Here is a 14,653-nt window from a genome sequence, read left to right on the forward strand (position 1 = left end):
CTGCTTATAAAGCCAGTTTGGGCTACATTTGGGCTTGATTTTTGTTTAAGTCCCGCTAAGAAACTGGAGCGAGGAAGCGTTGCCTATCCTTTTGACCTTGGCTCAAGGTTGGAGGTAAGCGAATTTCTTAAGCGAAAGCGCACTGGCATTTTATCAGATGGATAAATTAACAGGTTTTGCTGTAATTGTTCCAGAGAAGAACGACCATTGACTAAATCCCAGTCGAAGTAGTGGAGCAATAATGCTAGCATCATAGTTGCTTCCAGCATTGATAGATGCTCTCCCAAGCAACGATGAGGCCCTGAGCCAAAGTCTATCATTGGCAGTGAGCTAGTTTCCTTACTCTTGTCTAACCAACGTTCTGGCAGAAATTCTTCGGGGTTAGCATAGACTTCTGGATCTCTTCCAGCACCAAGCATTGACCAGGATATTCTTGTACCGAGAGGAATCACTTGACCCTCAATTACAGTGTCGCGTTGAGTCTGCAACGAAGTCGAGCCTGATGCGACTGAATAAAGGCGCAGTGTCTCCTTGATAATTGCGCGAATATAAGCCAATTCCTTGAGGCTTTCTGTATTAATACAGCCAAAGCTTTGCCAAGAAGAGTCAACGATGTCCCGTGCTTGCTGAAAAACCCTTTGATTTAAGCTCAACTCTCCGACTGCAAAGGATAAAGTATGGGCTGTTGTGTCAGTACCAGCTATTAATAATTCAACAGATTCTGCTATTAATGTTTCACGATTGTATTTTGGTTCTTTAGCAGCGATTTTGACTAACATTGATTCCTGAAACAAAGGACTTACCTGTGGTAAATCGGTCTTGTTTTGTTCTCCCAGGCGTAAAGCTAAGTCTACACGGGGAGTGAGAAATTCCTCTAAATATCGCCTTGCTGCCCAATAATCTCGTGAATTTTTAGTTGGCAAATATTTCATCCATATCTTTTCGCCAGTAGCTTGTCGTAGGAACCGATAGCCTAAAATAGACATCGCTTCGTATACCTTGAGAACTTCCAGGGGTGGCCCTTCATGACTAGTACTGTTTCTATCCGCAGGAATGCCCAGTATTAGACAAGAAATCACTCTCATTGTTAGTTCTACAAACAGAGGATCTACTTCAACTTCTTTTGGTGGCGCTGCTTCCTTGAGTGTCTCAATTACTTGTTCGCAGGCAAGGCTAATCATTTCTACATATTTGGAAAGACTGCTAGAACTAAATTCTGGGTTCCAAGCCTTGCGTCGCCACTGCCACTCAGTCCCAGTTTCTCCGATTAGAATGGGACTACTGATGTCGTTCCAAGCTTTGCGTAATTGCTCAGACCTGATTAAGCTACCATCTTTCATTCCATTGACAATAGTATTTTCGATAATTTTTGGTTTACTTAAAATGACAACTGGGTAGTTGCCATTCCAAATAACATACATCGGGCCTAGCTGTTGACTCCAATCAAATATTTGCCGGAATAATTTCTTCTGTTTCACTGCTGCTAATATTTGAGGAAGATTTCCTAACAGCCAGTGTTTGGGAGGAGAAGGGAGTGATTGTAACGATTTGTATGCGTTCTTTTGTTTCCACCAGCGCCACCCAATTGTGAGCGCTATGCTAGTAACGCCTAAGACTGTTGCTAAATATGGAAGTGAGTTAGAATAAGCAATCTGAGCAGTAATATCTTGAAACATGAATCCGCCTTTGTCCACCAGAAACTTCAGATTACCCAGATACTAACTTATTGTTTCCCAATTCGTTCAACCTCTTCTCATCCGTTGCTAATAATTTCTTGCGCTTTGGTGCTTCATTCAACATAGAATTAATAATTAATTAATAATATATCTGCAATCAGAAATGTTGAATGCTAATATAAAACTTTACATTGTTAGTTACACTAAGTCTCAAAAGCTTAAATTAGTCAGCAAAACATCATCTCCTCAAACCAATGAACATAGCTACTAATTTTCCCCAAACAGAGAAGCCAAAATACTCCTCATTTTTTTCATTGTTATATTCCCAATCAGTTAAGTTGGGAAAAGCAGCTTGAACTTGCTCTAAAACTTGTTGGATTTCAGATTCGGTTAGTATCATCTCATCCTCTAAGAATTTATTTTTTAGCTTTCGCTCTACGAATAAAATCGATAATTTCCTCAAGTCTGACACCTTCATTTTGCATAGATTGGATAAGTGCGATCGCTCCTACTGGCACACTTCCAATACTCCGCCCCTTCCATTCCCCGTCTACCTTTTCTTCCCAACTGTCTCTAATTTTGATTAATGTGCAGACGGCATCATTACTCCATTTGGATTGAAAGCGATCTCCTACGGAAAAGCGATCACCTACAACCCATATTTTCTTAGAGGAAATTTCACTCATCTTTTTTACCTACTAAGTAATCTTTTTTCATTGATGCCCATTGTTCGGGGCTGATAGCCTCAATTTCAGCCTTGTGCTGCTGCACTTCCCGCTCATCATTAGAGGTGCGTTGCTTGCCGCCGTAGGCATCGCTACTAGCCAAACTGTGTGCCTTGGCAATTTCATTAGTTACTAAATCAACTCGCTTTTTAACAATTTCAAATTGTTGCTGAGTGGTACGTTTCCAGTTATCCCGCTCAAATTTATCGAGGTGACGACAGACTTTAAAATCAATCCTGGTGTCTATCATTGATTGAAGGTGCATCCAGTTTGACCCAGCATTACAGTTTTGACAGACAGGTATTTTGTCTTTGTCGTAGTCGTAATCTGGGATTACAGACGCACTAATGTAGGGTAGATTCTCCCCGTATCGTGACAGCAAAAACACTTCCAATTTGGCTGCCAAATTTCCTTGTCTTCGGCTTCATTTTTTGGGTTAATTGGCGATCGCTCAAATTGGGGGAGTTCAGGAAGTTCATTATTCATGATTCACCCCTCAGCCAACTAAATTGCTTGGTTTGGTTACACCACCTGACAAAATCCTGTTTTTCCTTATCAGTGGCGAATTCTAGAGGGTTAGCTGTTTCTTCAATAATTGCCAGCCAATCACCGCGCCGGGGGTCGTTTTCCCATTTAGTAGTTTGTGCCGGGGAACTTTGCCCTTTGGACTTGTACCACTGGGCTGATAACTCCTCCCAGTTCGTCTCTATCCAGCGCTTAGGAAGTTGGGGGGGATGTGGCAGATGTGCGGCCTTCTGTTCCCCAAATTTTAAAAAATCCTCTCTCTCCCCTTCTGAGAGAGAGTCTAAAAAATCTAAATAAGTCTTATTAATCTTAGAGGCACTGGAATCCTGATTTGGCAAAGCTTCTGGCTTATGCTTGTTGTGTGGCGATCGCGCAAGTTGCGTCATGATCACCTAAGTTGCCTCATCGCAACTTGTAGTCTCACTGCAACTTGTTGCCTCATCGCAACAATGCAAGCCTTTGGTGAGGACGTGAACCTTGACTTTAATATAATACGTTGTATCTGGAGTGCGGATCAGAATTCTGTGACATTATTCTTATCTGACACTACTTATGACGACGATCTGTTTTTTTCAGGATTTATGGCAGTATGCGATCGCCCCAAAGATGAAGAATTTTTCTTAGCAATCCTGCACCATGAATGGTTCATTATTGAAAGAGCCACTGTTTTTGAATAATTAATGTCAAGAATCAGTAACTTTTGAAAATCTAACTAAAACTGAGGAAATATTTGATTTTCAGAATTGGTCAACAAAGTCAGACAGTTATTTTTCGACTATGATAAAGTTCAATTCTAAGTATGACTACATTGTTATTGGTGCGGGTTCGGCAGGCTCCGTTGTCGCCAACCGAATGTCACAAAACAGTGATATAACCGTGTTACTCCTTGAAGCAGGCAAAGAGGATACGAAACCGGAGATTCATATTCCAGCCCAATGTGTCAATCTACAAGGCTCCGAGGTGGACTGGGGCTATTTCACTGAACCAGAACCGTACTTGAATGATCGCAAAATCTTTTGTCCCCGTGGCAAAGTTTTGGGCGGCAGCAGTTCAATTAATCTGATGATTTATATCCGGGGCAATTCTCACGATTATGACCACTGGCAGTCGCTAGGGAATCCCGGCTGGTCGTATCAAGATGTCTTGCCCTATTTTAAGAAATCGGAACACCAGCAACGCGGTGTCGATGCTTACCACGGGGTTGATGGTGAGTTGAGCGTCACCGATCCGATTTCCCCTGCTGTAGTATCCCAACGCTTTATCGATGCCTGTGTAGCAATGGGATACGACTACAATCCTGATTTCAATGGTGTGCAGCAGTCAGGGGCCGGACTCTACCAGGCGACAATCAAGGATGGTTTTCGACACAGTGCAGCCGTTGCCTTCCTCGTGCCGATTCAGAAGCGTCCTAATTTGACCATAACGACAGGAGCGTTGGTGACTCGCTTGTTGTTTGAGGAAACTCGCGCTGTTGGAGTGGAATATCTGCAAGAGGGAATGCTGCATCAGGTCAGAGTCAACCAGGAAGTAATTTTAAGTGCGGGCGCATTCGAGTCACCTAAGTTGCTGCTGCAAAGCGGCATTGGCGATGCAGAATACCTGCAAGGGCTAGGAATTTCTGTGGTGGCTGATTTGCCAGGGGTTGGTCAAAACCTGCAAGACCACCTTATCGTTCCGGTAGTCCAACAGACAACTCAAGAGGTACACCCTGCCATTACCAGCAATGTGTCTGAAGCCGGACTGTTCCTCCATAGCGAGGGCAACCTAAAGGCTGCACCCGATGTCCAGTTCTTCTTCGGTCCCGATATATATTTACCGTCTGGCTATGTCCGCCCTGACTGGGGATTTACGGGTGTAGTCTCTTTAACTCATTTCCAAAACATTGGCAGTGTCAGTTTGCGCTCATCTAACCCCAAAGACGCTCCAGTCATACGGATGAACTATCTGCAAAGTGAAGCTGATGTGCGTCTTCTCGTTGCCGGGATTCGATTAATGCGGCAATTGTTTGAGTCCCGTGCTTTTGATGAGTTTGGCGGTAAGGAAATTGCTCCGGGGGAAAGCGTGACCAGCGATGCAGCACTGGAATCCTACATCCGGTCAGCTTGCAGTACTGGACATCATCCGGCTGGCACTTGCAAAATGGGCACTGACCCAATGGCAGTAGTAGACCCCGAACTGCGAGTACATAGGGTTAAGGGATTGCGGGTTGCGGATGCATCGATCATGCCAACTCTGGTCAGGGGTAACACAAACGCGCCCATCATTATGATTGGCGAAAAAGCAGCCGATTTAATTAAAGCCGAAAATGGCATTTCATAGCAAGCACTGGATAAACTTGAATCAAGCATGACTGGAATGAGTGTGGTCAATCATTTGTTGGTGGATGAGCGATCATTACACAAGATCGTGTTCCTCAATTATCTTCAGTTAGCTGGTCCTGTAACTGAATAACTTGCTCTACTGTTAACCCTGTTACTCGCACAATTGCCTCAGTTGTCATACCCTCACGTAGTAAATTTAATGTAATCTCTTCTCCTGTTTTTTGGGCAGAAAAAGCTGCCCAACTAGTAACGATTTCCATGATTTCCTCCTGCTCAGTCAACCCCATTGTATCGATAGTCGCTTGAAAAGCTTGCTCTGTTGTGAGTCCAACTGAGCTATTCAATATTAGTGTTTAAAAAAACAATACTCCGGACAATTTTGAGTTGAGGGAATCGACAAGAAAGCTATCGAACCATCAGAGCGAACGCCTCGACACCGGACCAGTCACGGTAGTACTCAGTCCAGGACGGCTGGCTTGAGTACGTCCTCACACCACTGACGGAAGCTGGTGGGACTGCGCTGTGAGGCGCGCTGCTCGGCATCGTAAATACCGTCATGGGCCGCCGTCATGTCGATCAGTCCCTGCGCCCATGCCTCGCTCGTTCCGTGCTGCGTCAACGTCGCCTTGTAGTCCGCGCCGGAAACGTGCTGAAAGCAGACTGGTTGCTCCAGCACCTCAGACATGACCTGAGCCATATCGTTGGGGGATAGGTCGTCGGGACCAATCACTGGGACGCTGTCCTGCCCGCTCCAAGAGTCATCGAGCAGCAGCTTGGCGGCTGCCGCGGCGATGTCGCGGGTGGCGACGGTCGCAAGCGGGCGATCTTCAGCGTTTGCCAGGAAGAACATTCCCTGGTTCTTGATTGCCTCGACCTGCCCGAGCAGGTTCTCCAGATAGGACGGCATTCGCAGCGCTCGGTAGCTCACGCCTGTGCTCTCGATCAGATATTCCATCGCGAACGCAGCCGACAGCAGCCCCGCATTCTTGGAGAATCCGCGACCCAAGCTCGTGACGGCGACCACGCGCTTGACGCCCTGGCTCTTGATCGCTTCGCACGCCGGTCGGGTGAAGTTTAAGTAGTAGCCCTCAACGCTATCGGTGCAGGAGTTCGGGGGCACCAGCCAGAACACGCAGTCAGCACCTGCAAACGCCTCAATGACGACGTTAATGTCGTCGTGCGATCCTTGCACGACCTCGACGCGATCGCGCGCATGCAAGGCAAGACGAGATGGATCGCGTGTAATGATACGGATCGACTCACCGCTGTCGAGGACGTTGTCGAGGAGTTGGTGACCGATCTGGCCGGTGGGAGTGGTGATGACGATCATGGAACCTCCAGATAGGATTTGCATAGACGGAACCGGAATTCCGGTTTCTAACTTTGGCACACTACGTACTCCATCGGTTTGTGCTACCAAACGACTCAGCTCAGCAGCAGAGGGGGCTGCGGAGCCTACATATCGGGGAAAGCCGTCGTGCCCCGCCGTCGAAGTCGATGAGCAGGTCTACCTGCTTGGCGTACTTGGCATTTGCGACGCCGTCGCTCCTTGGTACCCCGGACAGGGTGACTGGCGGTTTGAAACGGGTTGGTTCAAGACAGCCGGTAGACCCGGTGCTCGAAGCCCAGCAGTCCAGGGCCGGCGGGGAGCAACCGGCCCTGTCCGACAAACACCGCCTGATTGATCCAGGCGTACCGCGGATCGCCCGTCTCCAGCACCCAGTGGGAGTGGATCGACTGGTCGGCGAACGCGGTCGGCGCGATCGCGGTCACGGATCGTCTCAACTTCTCGTTGGCCTCGGCTGGTCCGAAGTAGTGGACACAAATAACCGCCCCGTCGTCCGTCTCGATCTGAACCCGGACATCCATCCGTATATAGCCGTCTGGGCCGGTGAGCATCCAGTCGCTGCCCGATCCGAGGAGCTTGCCGTTGAGCCGTGGACCTTCGATCCGGCCGCCAGTCAACTCGTAGTACTGGCGGCTGCCATAGGGACCGACCCCGGCTTCGTGGGGGTGGCTGCATGCCACTTGGAACGTGAACTCGTAGACGAGTTGCAGGGATTGTTCAGGCACTATGGGTCCTCCGCGTTTGCTGCTTTATTAACACACTCATCAGCCAACGGGGCTGCCGACACTCATGGAAAGCGTGACACTCCGCCGATCTGTTCCAGCACCCGAACGCTACTTCCCTAAAAGCACTTGAGGGTCGCCGGTGAACCAAGCGTTATCGATGATGAGGCGACGAATGCGCCAAAGCCGCCCCTCTCTGATGAGTTCCACCTTATACCAGTTCATCATCTGGCATTGCCGGGAGTGGTCGCTCGACGGGAGGTGGGTGGCATCCACCAAGGCTCGCAGCGTCGCTACGTCTTCGTCAACGTGGACGCGTGCGTTTGTAATCACGTGTGTCGTCGTCTGTGTCCCGGCGTTAGTGCTCAGGAAGTGAATAATTGTCTCACCCCCGGTCAAAAGCGGGAACTCAAGACCCATCTTGCGACCGCAGGGACCGAAATCCGCCACGGCATCCTCACTGAACGCCGAGGAGAGGAGTCCCACGTCGTTGTGGTCGACCCCGGCACCGAATCGGTACAGAGCATCCGTGACCTCCAAGTGGTCGCCAGCGGAAGCGATAGGATTTTGATCAACGGTCATGGCTGTCTCTGGCATGGATTGTATTCAGATTGCGGCACCGCGCTAGGCACTTGGCGACCGGTCGAAGTGGATGTCGATCCCGTAGATTTCCCGCCCGCGATCAAGGCATTCACTGATCTCCTGCCGCGTGCGTTCCTGCATGCGCGTCTCGAAGGTCTCTACGGCTGCGGTCACGGAGGCGGCCGGGTCGGTTGTCAAGCTGTCGACCAGCTCTAGCGCGTCGAGCAGAGCCAGGTTCACCCCCTTGCCGATGAACGGTGGCATGACGTGCGAGGCATCGCCGATCATGGTCAGACCTGGCTGCGTCGTCCACCGATGGTCTGGCGGCATGACGTAGAGGGGCCAGCGTTCAAAGCTGCCTTCGACCTGCGTCATCATCGTGATCAGATTGGGCGACCAGTCGTGGTAGGCTACGGTGACGAATTCGAGGACGGCCTTCGTGTCGTCGAGCGTGAAGCCTTGCGATTTGGGCCAGTCCTCGGCAATCGCCATCGAGAAGTAGAGACGGATCACGTCGTGGGCGCAACGCTGCACCCAGATGGTTTGTCCGCCGCCGGAGACGAGCATCGATCCCTCGCCGAGTAGCTCCGATAGCTCGGAGTCGCGCCAGAGTTCTTTGCGGATGACTGCCGCGAGCATCGTCAGCCTGAAGTATTGGGGGCGTACCGATGTCAGATGGGGTCGGACCCGTGAGCCTAGTCCGTCAGCACCGACGATGAGATCGGCGGTGACAGACGCTTGCTCTTTGAACTCCAGACGCCACCGTCCGCTTGTATCGGGTAAGACATCCTTGGCGACGTGGCCCCAGGTAATCGTGCCAGGGGAGACCGAGTCGAGCAGCAGCCGGCGCAGTTCGCCGCGGTCGATCTCCGGACCGTTCTCCTCTTGGCTCTCGGCTTCGACCTCGGTGCGGACCTCGCCTTGCCAATCCAGCATCTTGAAGGACTTGGCCTCGCTCCGTGAAGCTTGCTCGAAGGCCTGACCCAGTCCGGCCTGACGTATCGCCCGCTGGCCCGAGTTGGGGCGCAGGTCCAGGCTGCCGCCTTGCGTGCGCGAGGTCGGCGAGTCGTCCCGCTCGAAGACCCTCACGGAGAAGCCCCGCATCTGTAGTAGCCGCGCTAGGGTTAAGCCAGCCGGACCAGCCCCGACAATGGCAACTGTGCCGACGGTCTGCAACTCATCGCAAGTTTTCATGTCAGATCCTTTTCGCGAATGTGTCGTAAGTTTTCATCTCGATTGTGTCGTTTGGCTTTGCTATTGCCATGCTGCCAAATCCTGGTACCTTTACGGGGTGGAATCGCTGCTCTAACACTGCGTTTGCAAATCTTGTCATAGCTACGTTTTTGGTCGTAAGCCCCATCTGCCGGGACTGGCTTAATTTCATCTTCATGAGGTAATTGCAGTGATAACAATAACTTTGTTATCAGTGATAACTAATTACAGCGATAACCATAACACGATTTCACTGATAACACAAGACCTGCTAACGGATGATTGTTATCATGGTTAGCATGGATAGCAATACCAATATGAATCCTCGCGATCGCATCTTAGAGGCGGTGGCGCGTCTACTGACTGAGGGGGGACGCGAAGCAGTGTCCACCCGATCTGTCAGTAGTGCCGCCGGCGTACAGATCCCGACGATCTATCGTCAGTTCGGCGATATGCAGGGCTTGCTTGACGCGGTCACTAGCCAGGGCTACGCCACCTACCTCGCGAGCCATCTTAAGGGCGAGACCGATGAAGACCCCGTGGAAGACCTGCGCCGAGGCTGGGACGTGAACGTCGATTTCGGGTTGGCTAACCCCGCCCTGTACACGCTGATGTACGGCAATCCCCGCCTGGGTGCGCCGCATCCCACTGCTGTCAAGTTGCAGGATGTACTTCTCGAGCGAGTGCGGCGGGTCGCCGAGTCCGGTCGCCTGAGCGTCAGCATCGAGCATGCGGCGGACATGCTGTATGCCGCTGGGGCTGGTGTCGTCCTCGTACTGATTGCACAAGGCGGTGCGAGTCATGACCGAACGCTCTCGGTCGCCACCCGTGAGGCGGTCCTTGCGGCGATCACCACCGACCCACACACTGAGTCCGCGCATACTCCGCCCTCTCCCCGCAGCGATGCAATCCGCTACGCGGTAGCCCTCAAAGCATCCTTGTCGCAGGATGCACGTCCGTTTACTACTGCAGAACGCGCCCTCTTTGATGAGTGGCTCACGCGGTTCATCGACACGAAACTTTGATTTGAGGTGATCCTCGTCAGTCGGGATGCATTACACTTTGACTTGCTTGGCATCTCGGTCGTGTTGGTCAGAACCAATCGCCTCGATGCCGTGGTACGTCGGGATGAACAAGTAGACCTCTTGCATGAATTGGGTAGGTGTCTGCTTAGAGATCCGCCACTGTAATCACACGAGTTAAAGCCCAGGGCGAACGCATCTAGATTATACTTGCTCACCACTGGAGTTAAGAATCAATCGATTTAATCAGCATTTCTCGTTTGATTTGTTTTCCTACCCTCAAAGCGATGCCTGCGGTGGGCTACGCCAACGCTTAATCCTTTGTCAATAAACAAAACTTAATGAGATTAGTTTTGGATTTATTGAGAATATAGTAGTCTTATTGACATGAAGCGTTCGCCCTGATCGAACCATTAAGGTGCTGATTAGAACAAAACTTGCACCGACTCGATAGCCATATGGAAATTGTACAAAGCTTACTAACCAAAATGGGGATTTTCCACAAACCGCAGATAAAAGCATTGACAACGTTGTTTGCCACGATTCTAATTGCCTGTGGTAAGGTCAACTTTACCAACTTGAGTCGCTACAGCCAACGAACAGAGAGAAGTTATCGCCGACAGTTTAAAAAACAGTTTGATTTCGCTCAGTTCAACGCGGAGGTAATCAAAGCAGCAACGCCTGAAAATCACTCAATGATTGCCGTGATGGATTGCTCATTCATTGCCAAAAGTGGGAAAAAAACCTTTGGACTCGACCAGTTTTATAATGGCAGTCATAGTCGAGTTGAGAGAGGATTAGAAGTATCCTTAGTGGTGATAGTAGATGTAGAAACGGAAGTAGGCTATGGTCTGCTTGCGGAACAAACCTTTGACCAAGACTTCTGTCCAGATCTGACGCGGATGGACTACTATCTCCACCATCTGGAAATTACTCAACCTCAATTACCTGTGCAAATTCGTTATCTTGCAGTTGATGGAGCCTATGCCAAGGAGCCATTTGTCACTGGAGTCGTTGCCCTGAATTTGAATGTTATCAGTAAACTGCGCCGAGACGCGAATCTGCGATATGTGTTCGAGGGTGAGCAGAAAGCGCGGGGAGCTAAACGCAAATACGATGGCAAAGTTAATTTAGCCGACCCTACTCGCTTGACAATGGTTAGCGAACTACCATCAGGAGTTGAACTCTATACAGCATTTGTGTGGCACGTTTCATTCAAACGCAAGATCCGTCTGGCTTATTTACTCGACCACCGTAACTTTAGCAAACCGAGTTACTCCGTTCTATTCTCAACAGATATCAACCAATCAGCAGACGAGATTTATCGTTTCTACAAGCTACGCTTTCAAATCGAATTTATCTTCCGTGATGCTAAACAGTTTACCGGACTGAGTGATTGTCAAGCCCGTGATGTCAAAAAGCTTGACTTTCATTTTAATGCCAGTTTCGCTGCCCTCAATATTGCCAAGCTCGATGCTCATCGACAGCAGTTGGGTCAAAAACCCTTTGTCTTTTCAATGGCGAGTGTCAAGCGACGCGCACTCAATGACCATTTGCTCGACACTTTTATTTCAAAGTTAGGACTCTCGCCGACTGTAATTAAATTCCATCCTAACTATCAAAACCTACGATCTTACGGCGTTATTGCTGCCTAATTTTGTCCAGACCATTGAAAAAACAATTTTTACAAAAAATACATTTAGACAAGATTAATACTTTCGTCTGGAAAATCAGTTTCTTACTGTTGGTTGCTTCTAATACTAATTTAATATGAAGCTGCATAGAAAATAGCTTCTAGAATAAAGTTATAAGAAGAAACAGAAATTACTTGCTCAAATGTAAGTTGGTCGAATATCTCTTGGATGCGTTCGCGTAAAGCTTGTAAAGAAGAGAAAAGTTGATTTTTGAGAGGTTTCTTGAGAGCTTGCCAAAGCCTTTCGATAGGATTGAGTTCAGGAGCCGATGGTGGTTGAAATAGAGGAATAATATTCTCTGGCCAGCTAATCGCTGAACTTGTATGAGCCGGTGCTTGGTCAATCTGTAAAATTGCATAATCCGAGCCTAATTGCACAGATAGCCAGTCCAAAAACTGTTGAAAACACTCGCCATCTAGTTTTGGATATTCATAATGTTATGATCTCCAGTCAATGGTTCAATTGCACCATAAATCCAAAAGTTATCTCTTGGCCATATCACCTTAACAGTGGGCTTGACTCCGGAAGCTGTAATCACTTTTCCTGTAAGAGTTTTGAGTCCAACCCTAGTTTCATCCTGGCACAGGTAGCGAACACACTTGCCGGGTGCTAGATGTTTTTCTAGACAATTAAGAATGATTCCGAGTTTTTTTAAATTCAGATACCAATTTCTCTTCTTGCTTATGGCTTTGAGGGCGAGGCACTTTTAGTTTTGCCCCTAATCGATATCGAACCCAGGCATAAACCGTTGCATACTCTATATTTTGTCCATGTTCTTCTTTTAACCACTCAACTATTGCACCGTAGCTACTAAAGCCTTTTCCTGTTTTTAACTCCTCCTCAAGTGCCGCGATCGCAGCATCATCGATTTTCCGTTTTGCTCCTGGTGCCTTTTTGATTTCTAATAAGCCTGATATCCCATCACTTCTGTACTTCTGCAACCATCTCGTGACCGTTGAAGTATCTTTTGCCAAGCGTTTTCCGATTTCTTGCTGCTCCTTAACCTGCCCGCTTTTTATCCACCACAGCATAATAAGCTTTTCTTTCTGGTTTCCTAAATTCGCTGTTTGTAGACATTTTTTAAATTCTTCTTCGCTGTCTGCGATTTCAATCTTAAAAGGGCGGCTCATGGTTATTTTAATTTATCGAGTTTGTCTTCTCTATTATATGCAGCTTCACATTAAATTGGTATTAGCTGATGCTTTAGAGCTAACTGAAAAATCCTTATTCATTGCTCAAACTATTGATGCATCAGACATTCTCTATCAGTGGCAATGGCAGCAGGAGCGTTTACTAAAGCAACAAGTAAATATCAAAGCTGCGCTCAAAGCATACGATACAGCTGTTGGTTTCACTAATTTTTTAATAAATCGATGATCCTGCTCAAGGATATTGTTGAGATATTTAACTTGTTTTAATTTAGTAGTTTTATCCAGTTTCTCATGAATTTTCAACTCATTTAAGACCAATGGGTAAGCAGCGTTTTTATCAACCGTTATTACTCTTGGCATCTGAGTATGAGTCGATTTTAAGGCTTTTTTGAAAAACCTGACAGCAGCCTTGTGATCACGCTTGGCACTTAACATGAAATCAATAGTATTTCCAAAGGAATCTACTGCTCGGTATAAATACTTCCACTCACCTTTTACTTTAATATACGTTTCGTCTACCCGCCAAGAATCATTCGTTGGCTTCAAGTAACCTCTAGCTCGTTTTTCTATTTCCGGTGAGTAATTTTGAACCCATCTGTAAATAGTAGTGTGGTCAACCTCAACACCTTGCTCCTGCATCATCTCCTCAATCTGACGGTAGCTGAGTGGATATCGCAAATACCACCTCACGCACAGCAAGATAATTTCGGATTGAAAATGACGCCATTTGAATGGTTGCTTGGGGTTCATGAACACAATGTCAGTGGCTAGGCTTATTAAGTATAATTTCTACTCTTAGCAGAACTCCACCTGTTTTTGCAACAGAATCCTTAAACTCCCCTAAGTGCTTTAACACAGCACTTGGGGCATCTTCTAAGTTCTCATTTTCCCGTAGCCTATTAATCCGATCACCTACAGTGGGAGAAACAGCGCCATCGCTGATTAACTGCATCTGCTCACTTGTGTAAATATCAAGTTTTAGTAAGTAATTCAAGAGGATAATTATCCTTTGAATTGATGCACACGTTACGATTCATGTTGCGTGATTCTGTAATTGCTTGCATTCGGCTGAAGAATCACTATCACATTTTTAGACACAGGGTCTTATTTCAGGTTTTCCCATAGCAATAGCTTTTCTAACATCTGAATTGTCAAGTGAATCTTGAGGCAACTTCTCAAACGATCACAACTGATGTAAATACAACGCCAGGTATCAAATCCGCTTTGGGTAGCCTTTGGAAAATTCTCTATGATTGCGATCGCATCAATTCTCTCTCGCTTTTCCTTAATAAAATTTTTTATCAAGCAGCTTATTTACGTAATACCACTAGTTACATTGTACTCAAGCCTACTTTAAAACGGAATAGACTTGTGAGCATCAACTTGCTTGCTCAGAGGTATTAATTCAGTAATTACTACTAATTTTACTAATTAATCGGCTACCAAATTTTCAATATTAATGTGAGTAACAATGGCACAAACTATGAACCATTCACCTGGTTCAATAGTCACCTGTCGCAGTCGGCAATGGGTGATACTACCTTCAGAAAATCAAGATGTTATTCGTCTACGACCGCTTTCAGGCAATGAATATGAAATTGCTGGTATCTACCAAAAGCTTTTAGTGGGACTTAAACAAAAATTAAATCCAAATGTAGCCCAAACTAGCTTTATA

At 47.4% G+C, this 14,653-nt stretch carries 18 protein-coding genes and 4 pseudogenes; 5 read left to right on the forward strand and 17 right to left on the reverse strand.

Annotation, left to right across the window (positions count from 1 at the left end):
- Positions 1 to 83 precede the first annotated feature (83 nt).
- From ACFE90_RS27460 to ACFE90_RS27485, 6 genes are all read right to left on the reverse strand, one after another.
- On the reverse strand, positions 84 to 1,676 hold the full coding sequence (locus ACFE90_RS27460) for a cytochrome P450 (RefSeq protein WP_375505573.1): 1,593 nt from the start codon (positions 1,674 to 1,676) through the stop codon (positions 84 to 86).
- 238 nt (positions 1,677 to 1,914) lie between these two features.
- The gene (locus ACFE90_RS27465) at positions 1,915 to 2,076 is read right to left on the reverse strand and encodes a hypothetical protein (RefSeq protein WP_375505574.1); all 162 of its coding nucleotides are present in this window, start codon (positions 2,074 to 2,076) and stop codon (positions 1,915 to 1,917) included.
- 16 nt (positions 2,077 to 2,092) lie between these two features.
- On the reverse strand, positions 2,093 to 2,362 hold the full coding sequence (locus tag ACFE90_RS27470) for a hypothetical protein (protein WP_375505575.1): 270 nt from the start codon (positions 2,360 to 2,362) through the stop codon (positions 2,093 to 2,095).
- Positions 2,355 to 2,666: a hypothetical protein gene (locus ACFE90_RS27475; RefSeq protein ID WP_375505576.1), complete on the reverse strand. Its 312-nt coding sequence runs from the start codon at positions 2,664 to 2,666 to the stop codon at positions 2,355 to 2,357. Before ACFE90_RS27475 ends, ACFE90_RS27470 begins: the two co-directional genes overlap by 8 nt.
- A gap of 68 nt (positions 2,667 to 2,734) precedes the next feature.
- On the reverse strand, positions 2,735 to 2,887 hold the full coding sequence (locus tag ACFE90_RS27480) for a hypothetical protein (RefSeq protein ID WP_375505577.1): 153 nt from the start codon (positions 2,885 to 2,887) through the stop codon (positions 2,735 to 2,737).
- Positions 2,884 to 3,312: a hypothetical protein gene (locus tag ACFE90_RS27485; protein WP_375505578.1), complete on the reverse strand. Its 429-nt coding sequence runs from the start codon at positions 3,310 to 3,312 to the stop codon at positions 2,884 to 2,886. The genes ACFE90_RS27480 and ACFE90_RS27485 overlap by 4 nt, the downstream gene beginning before the upstream one ends.
- A 138-nt stretch (positions 3,313 to 3,450) precedes the next feature.
- On the opposite strand from ACFE90_RS27485, the gene ACFE90_RS27490 reads away from it, so the two are divergent.
- Together ACFE90_RS27490 and ACFE90_RS27495 are read left to right on the forward strand one after the other, a co-directional pair.
- Positions 3,451 to 3,603 carry a hypothetical protein gene (locus ACFE90_RS27490; protein ID WP_375505579.1) on the forward strand — a complete coding sequence of 51 codons (153 nt, stop codon included), beginning with the start codon at positions 3,451 to 3,453 and terminating at the stop codon, positions 3,601 to 3,603.
- A 100-nt stretch (positions 3,604 to 3,703) separates the two neighbouring features.
- The gene (locus ACFE90_RS27495; protein WP_375505580.1) at positions 3,704 to 5,245 is read left to right on the forward strand and encodes a GMC family oxidoreductase; all 1,542 of its coding nucleotides are present in this window, start codon (positions 3,704 to 3,706) and stop codon (positions 5,243 to 5,245) included.
- A 94-nt stretch (positions 5,246 to 5,339) separates the two neighbouring features.
- Here the strand turns inward: ACFE90_RS27495 and ACFE90_RS27500 are convergent, their stop codons facing one another.
- The 7 genes and pseudogenes from ACFE90_RS27500 to ACFE90_RS27530 all read right to left on the reverse strand — a co-directional run bounded on the left by ACFE90_RS27500 (position 5,340) and on the right by ACFE90_RS27530 (position 9,311).
- A complete protein-coding gene (locus ACFE90_RS27500; RefSeq protein WP_375505581.1) occupies positions 5,340 to 5,591 on the reverse strand; it encodes a hypothetical protein in 252 nt (83 codons plus the stop codon).
- Positions 5,592 to 5,704: 113 nt separating this feature from the next.
- Entirely contained in the window at positions 5,705 to 6,577 is an 873-nt protein-coding gene (locus ACFE90_RS27505; RefSeq protein WP_375505582.1) for an NAD(P)H-binding protein, read from the reverse strand.
- Positions 6,578 to 6,840: 263 nt separating this feature from the next.
- Positions 6,841 to 7,320 carry a DUF3237 domain-containing protein gene (locus tag ACFE90_RS27510; RefSeq protein WP_375505583.1) on the reverse strand — a complete coding sequence of 160 codons (480 nt, stop codon included), beginning with the start codon at positions 7,318 to 7,320 and terminating at the stop codon, positions 6,841 to 6,843.
- 108 nt (positions 7,321 to 7,428) lie between these two features.
- Complete coding sequence (locus ACFE90_RS27515) at positions 7,429 to 7,899, reverse strand: nuclear transport factor 2 family protein (protein ID WP_375505584.1); 471 nt, start codon at positions 7,897 to 7,899, stop codon at positions 7,429 to 7,431.
- A 194-nt stretch (positions 7,900 to 8,093) separates the two neighbouring features.
- A pseudogene (locus ACFE90_RS27520) lies at positions 8,094 to 8,193 on the reverse strand (FAD-dependent monooxygenase); the annotation flags it as partial.
- 387 nt (positions 8,194 to 8,580) lie between these two features.
- Positions 8,581 to 9,093, reverse strand: a pseudogene (locus ACFE90_RS27525) (FAD-dependent oxidoreductase); the annotation flags it as partial.
- A complete protein-coding gene (locus tag ACFE90_RS27530) occupies positions 9,090 to 9,311 on the reverse strand; it encodes a hypothetical protein (RefSeq protein ID WP_375505585.1) in 222 nt (73 codons plus the stop codon). The gene ACFE90_RS27530 and the pseudogene ACFE90_RS27525, both read right to left, overlap by 4 nt.
- Positions 9,312 to 9,428: 117 nt before the next feature.
- On the opposite strand from ACFE90_RS27530, the gene ACFE90_RS27535 reads away from it, so the two are divergent.
- Both ACFE90_RS27535 and ACFE90_RS27540 read left to right on the forward strand, forming a co-directional pair.
- The gene (locus tag ACFE90_RS27535) at positions 9,429 to 10,136 is read left to right on the forward strand and encodes a TetR/AcrR family transcriptional regulator (protein WP_375505586.1); all 708 of its coding nucleotides are present in this window, start codon (positions 9,429 to 9,431) and stop codon (positions 10,134 to 10,136) included.
- A gap of 455 nt (positions 10,137 to 10,591) precedes the next feature.
- A complete protein-coding gene (locus tag ACFE90_RS27540) occupies positions 10,592 to 11,788 on the forward strand; it encodes a transposase (RefSeq protein WP_375505587.1) in 1,197 nt (398 codons plus the stop codon).
- Between the two features lie 110 nt (positions 11,789 to 11,898).
- Here ACFE90_RS27540 and ACFE90_RS27545 read toward each other — a convergent pair.
- The 4 genes and pseudogenes from ACFE90_RS27545 to ACFE90_RS27560 all read right to left on the reverse strand — a co-directional run.
- Positions 11,899 to 12,246: pseudogene (locus ACFE90_RS27545) on the reverse strand (transposase); the annotation flags it as partial.
- 210 nt (positions 12,247 to 12,456) lie between these two features.
- The gene (locus ACFE90_RS27550) at positions 12,457 to 12,957 is read right to left on the reverse strand and encodes a helix-turn-helix domain-containing protein (RefSeq protein ID WP_375505588.1); all 501 of its coding nucleotides are present in this window, start codon (positions 12,955 to 12,957) and stop codon (positions 12,457 to 12,459) included.
- A gap of 219 nt (positions 12,958 to 13,176) precedes the next feature.
- A pseudogene (locus ACFE90_RS27555) lies at positions 13,177 to 13,728 on the reverse strand (IS6 family transposase); the annotation flags it as partial.
- A gap of 10 nt (positions 13,729 to 13,738) precedes the next feature.
- Positions 13,739 to 13,972: a hypothetical protein gene (locus tag ACFE90_RS27560; RefSeq protein WP_375505589.1), complete on the reverse strand. Its 234-nt coding sequence runs from the start codon at positions 13,970 to 13,972 to the stop codon at positions 13,739 to 13,741.
- Positions 13,973 to 14,449: 477 nt separating this feature from the next.
- On the opposite strand from ACFE90_RS27560, the gene ACFE90_RS27565 reads away from it, so the two are divergent.
- On the forward strand, positions 14,450 to 14,653 hold a 204-nt coding region (locus ACFE90_RS27565), incomplete at its 3' end, for a hypothetical protein (RefSeq protein WP_375505590.1).

The organism is uncultured Nostoc sp., from assembly GCF_964245445.1.
Taxonomy (GTDB): domain Bacteria; phylum Cyanobacteriota; class Cyanobacteriia; order Cyanobacteriales; family Nostocaceae; genus Nostoc.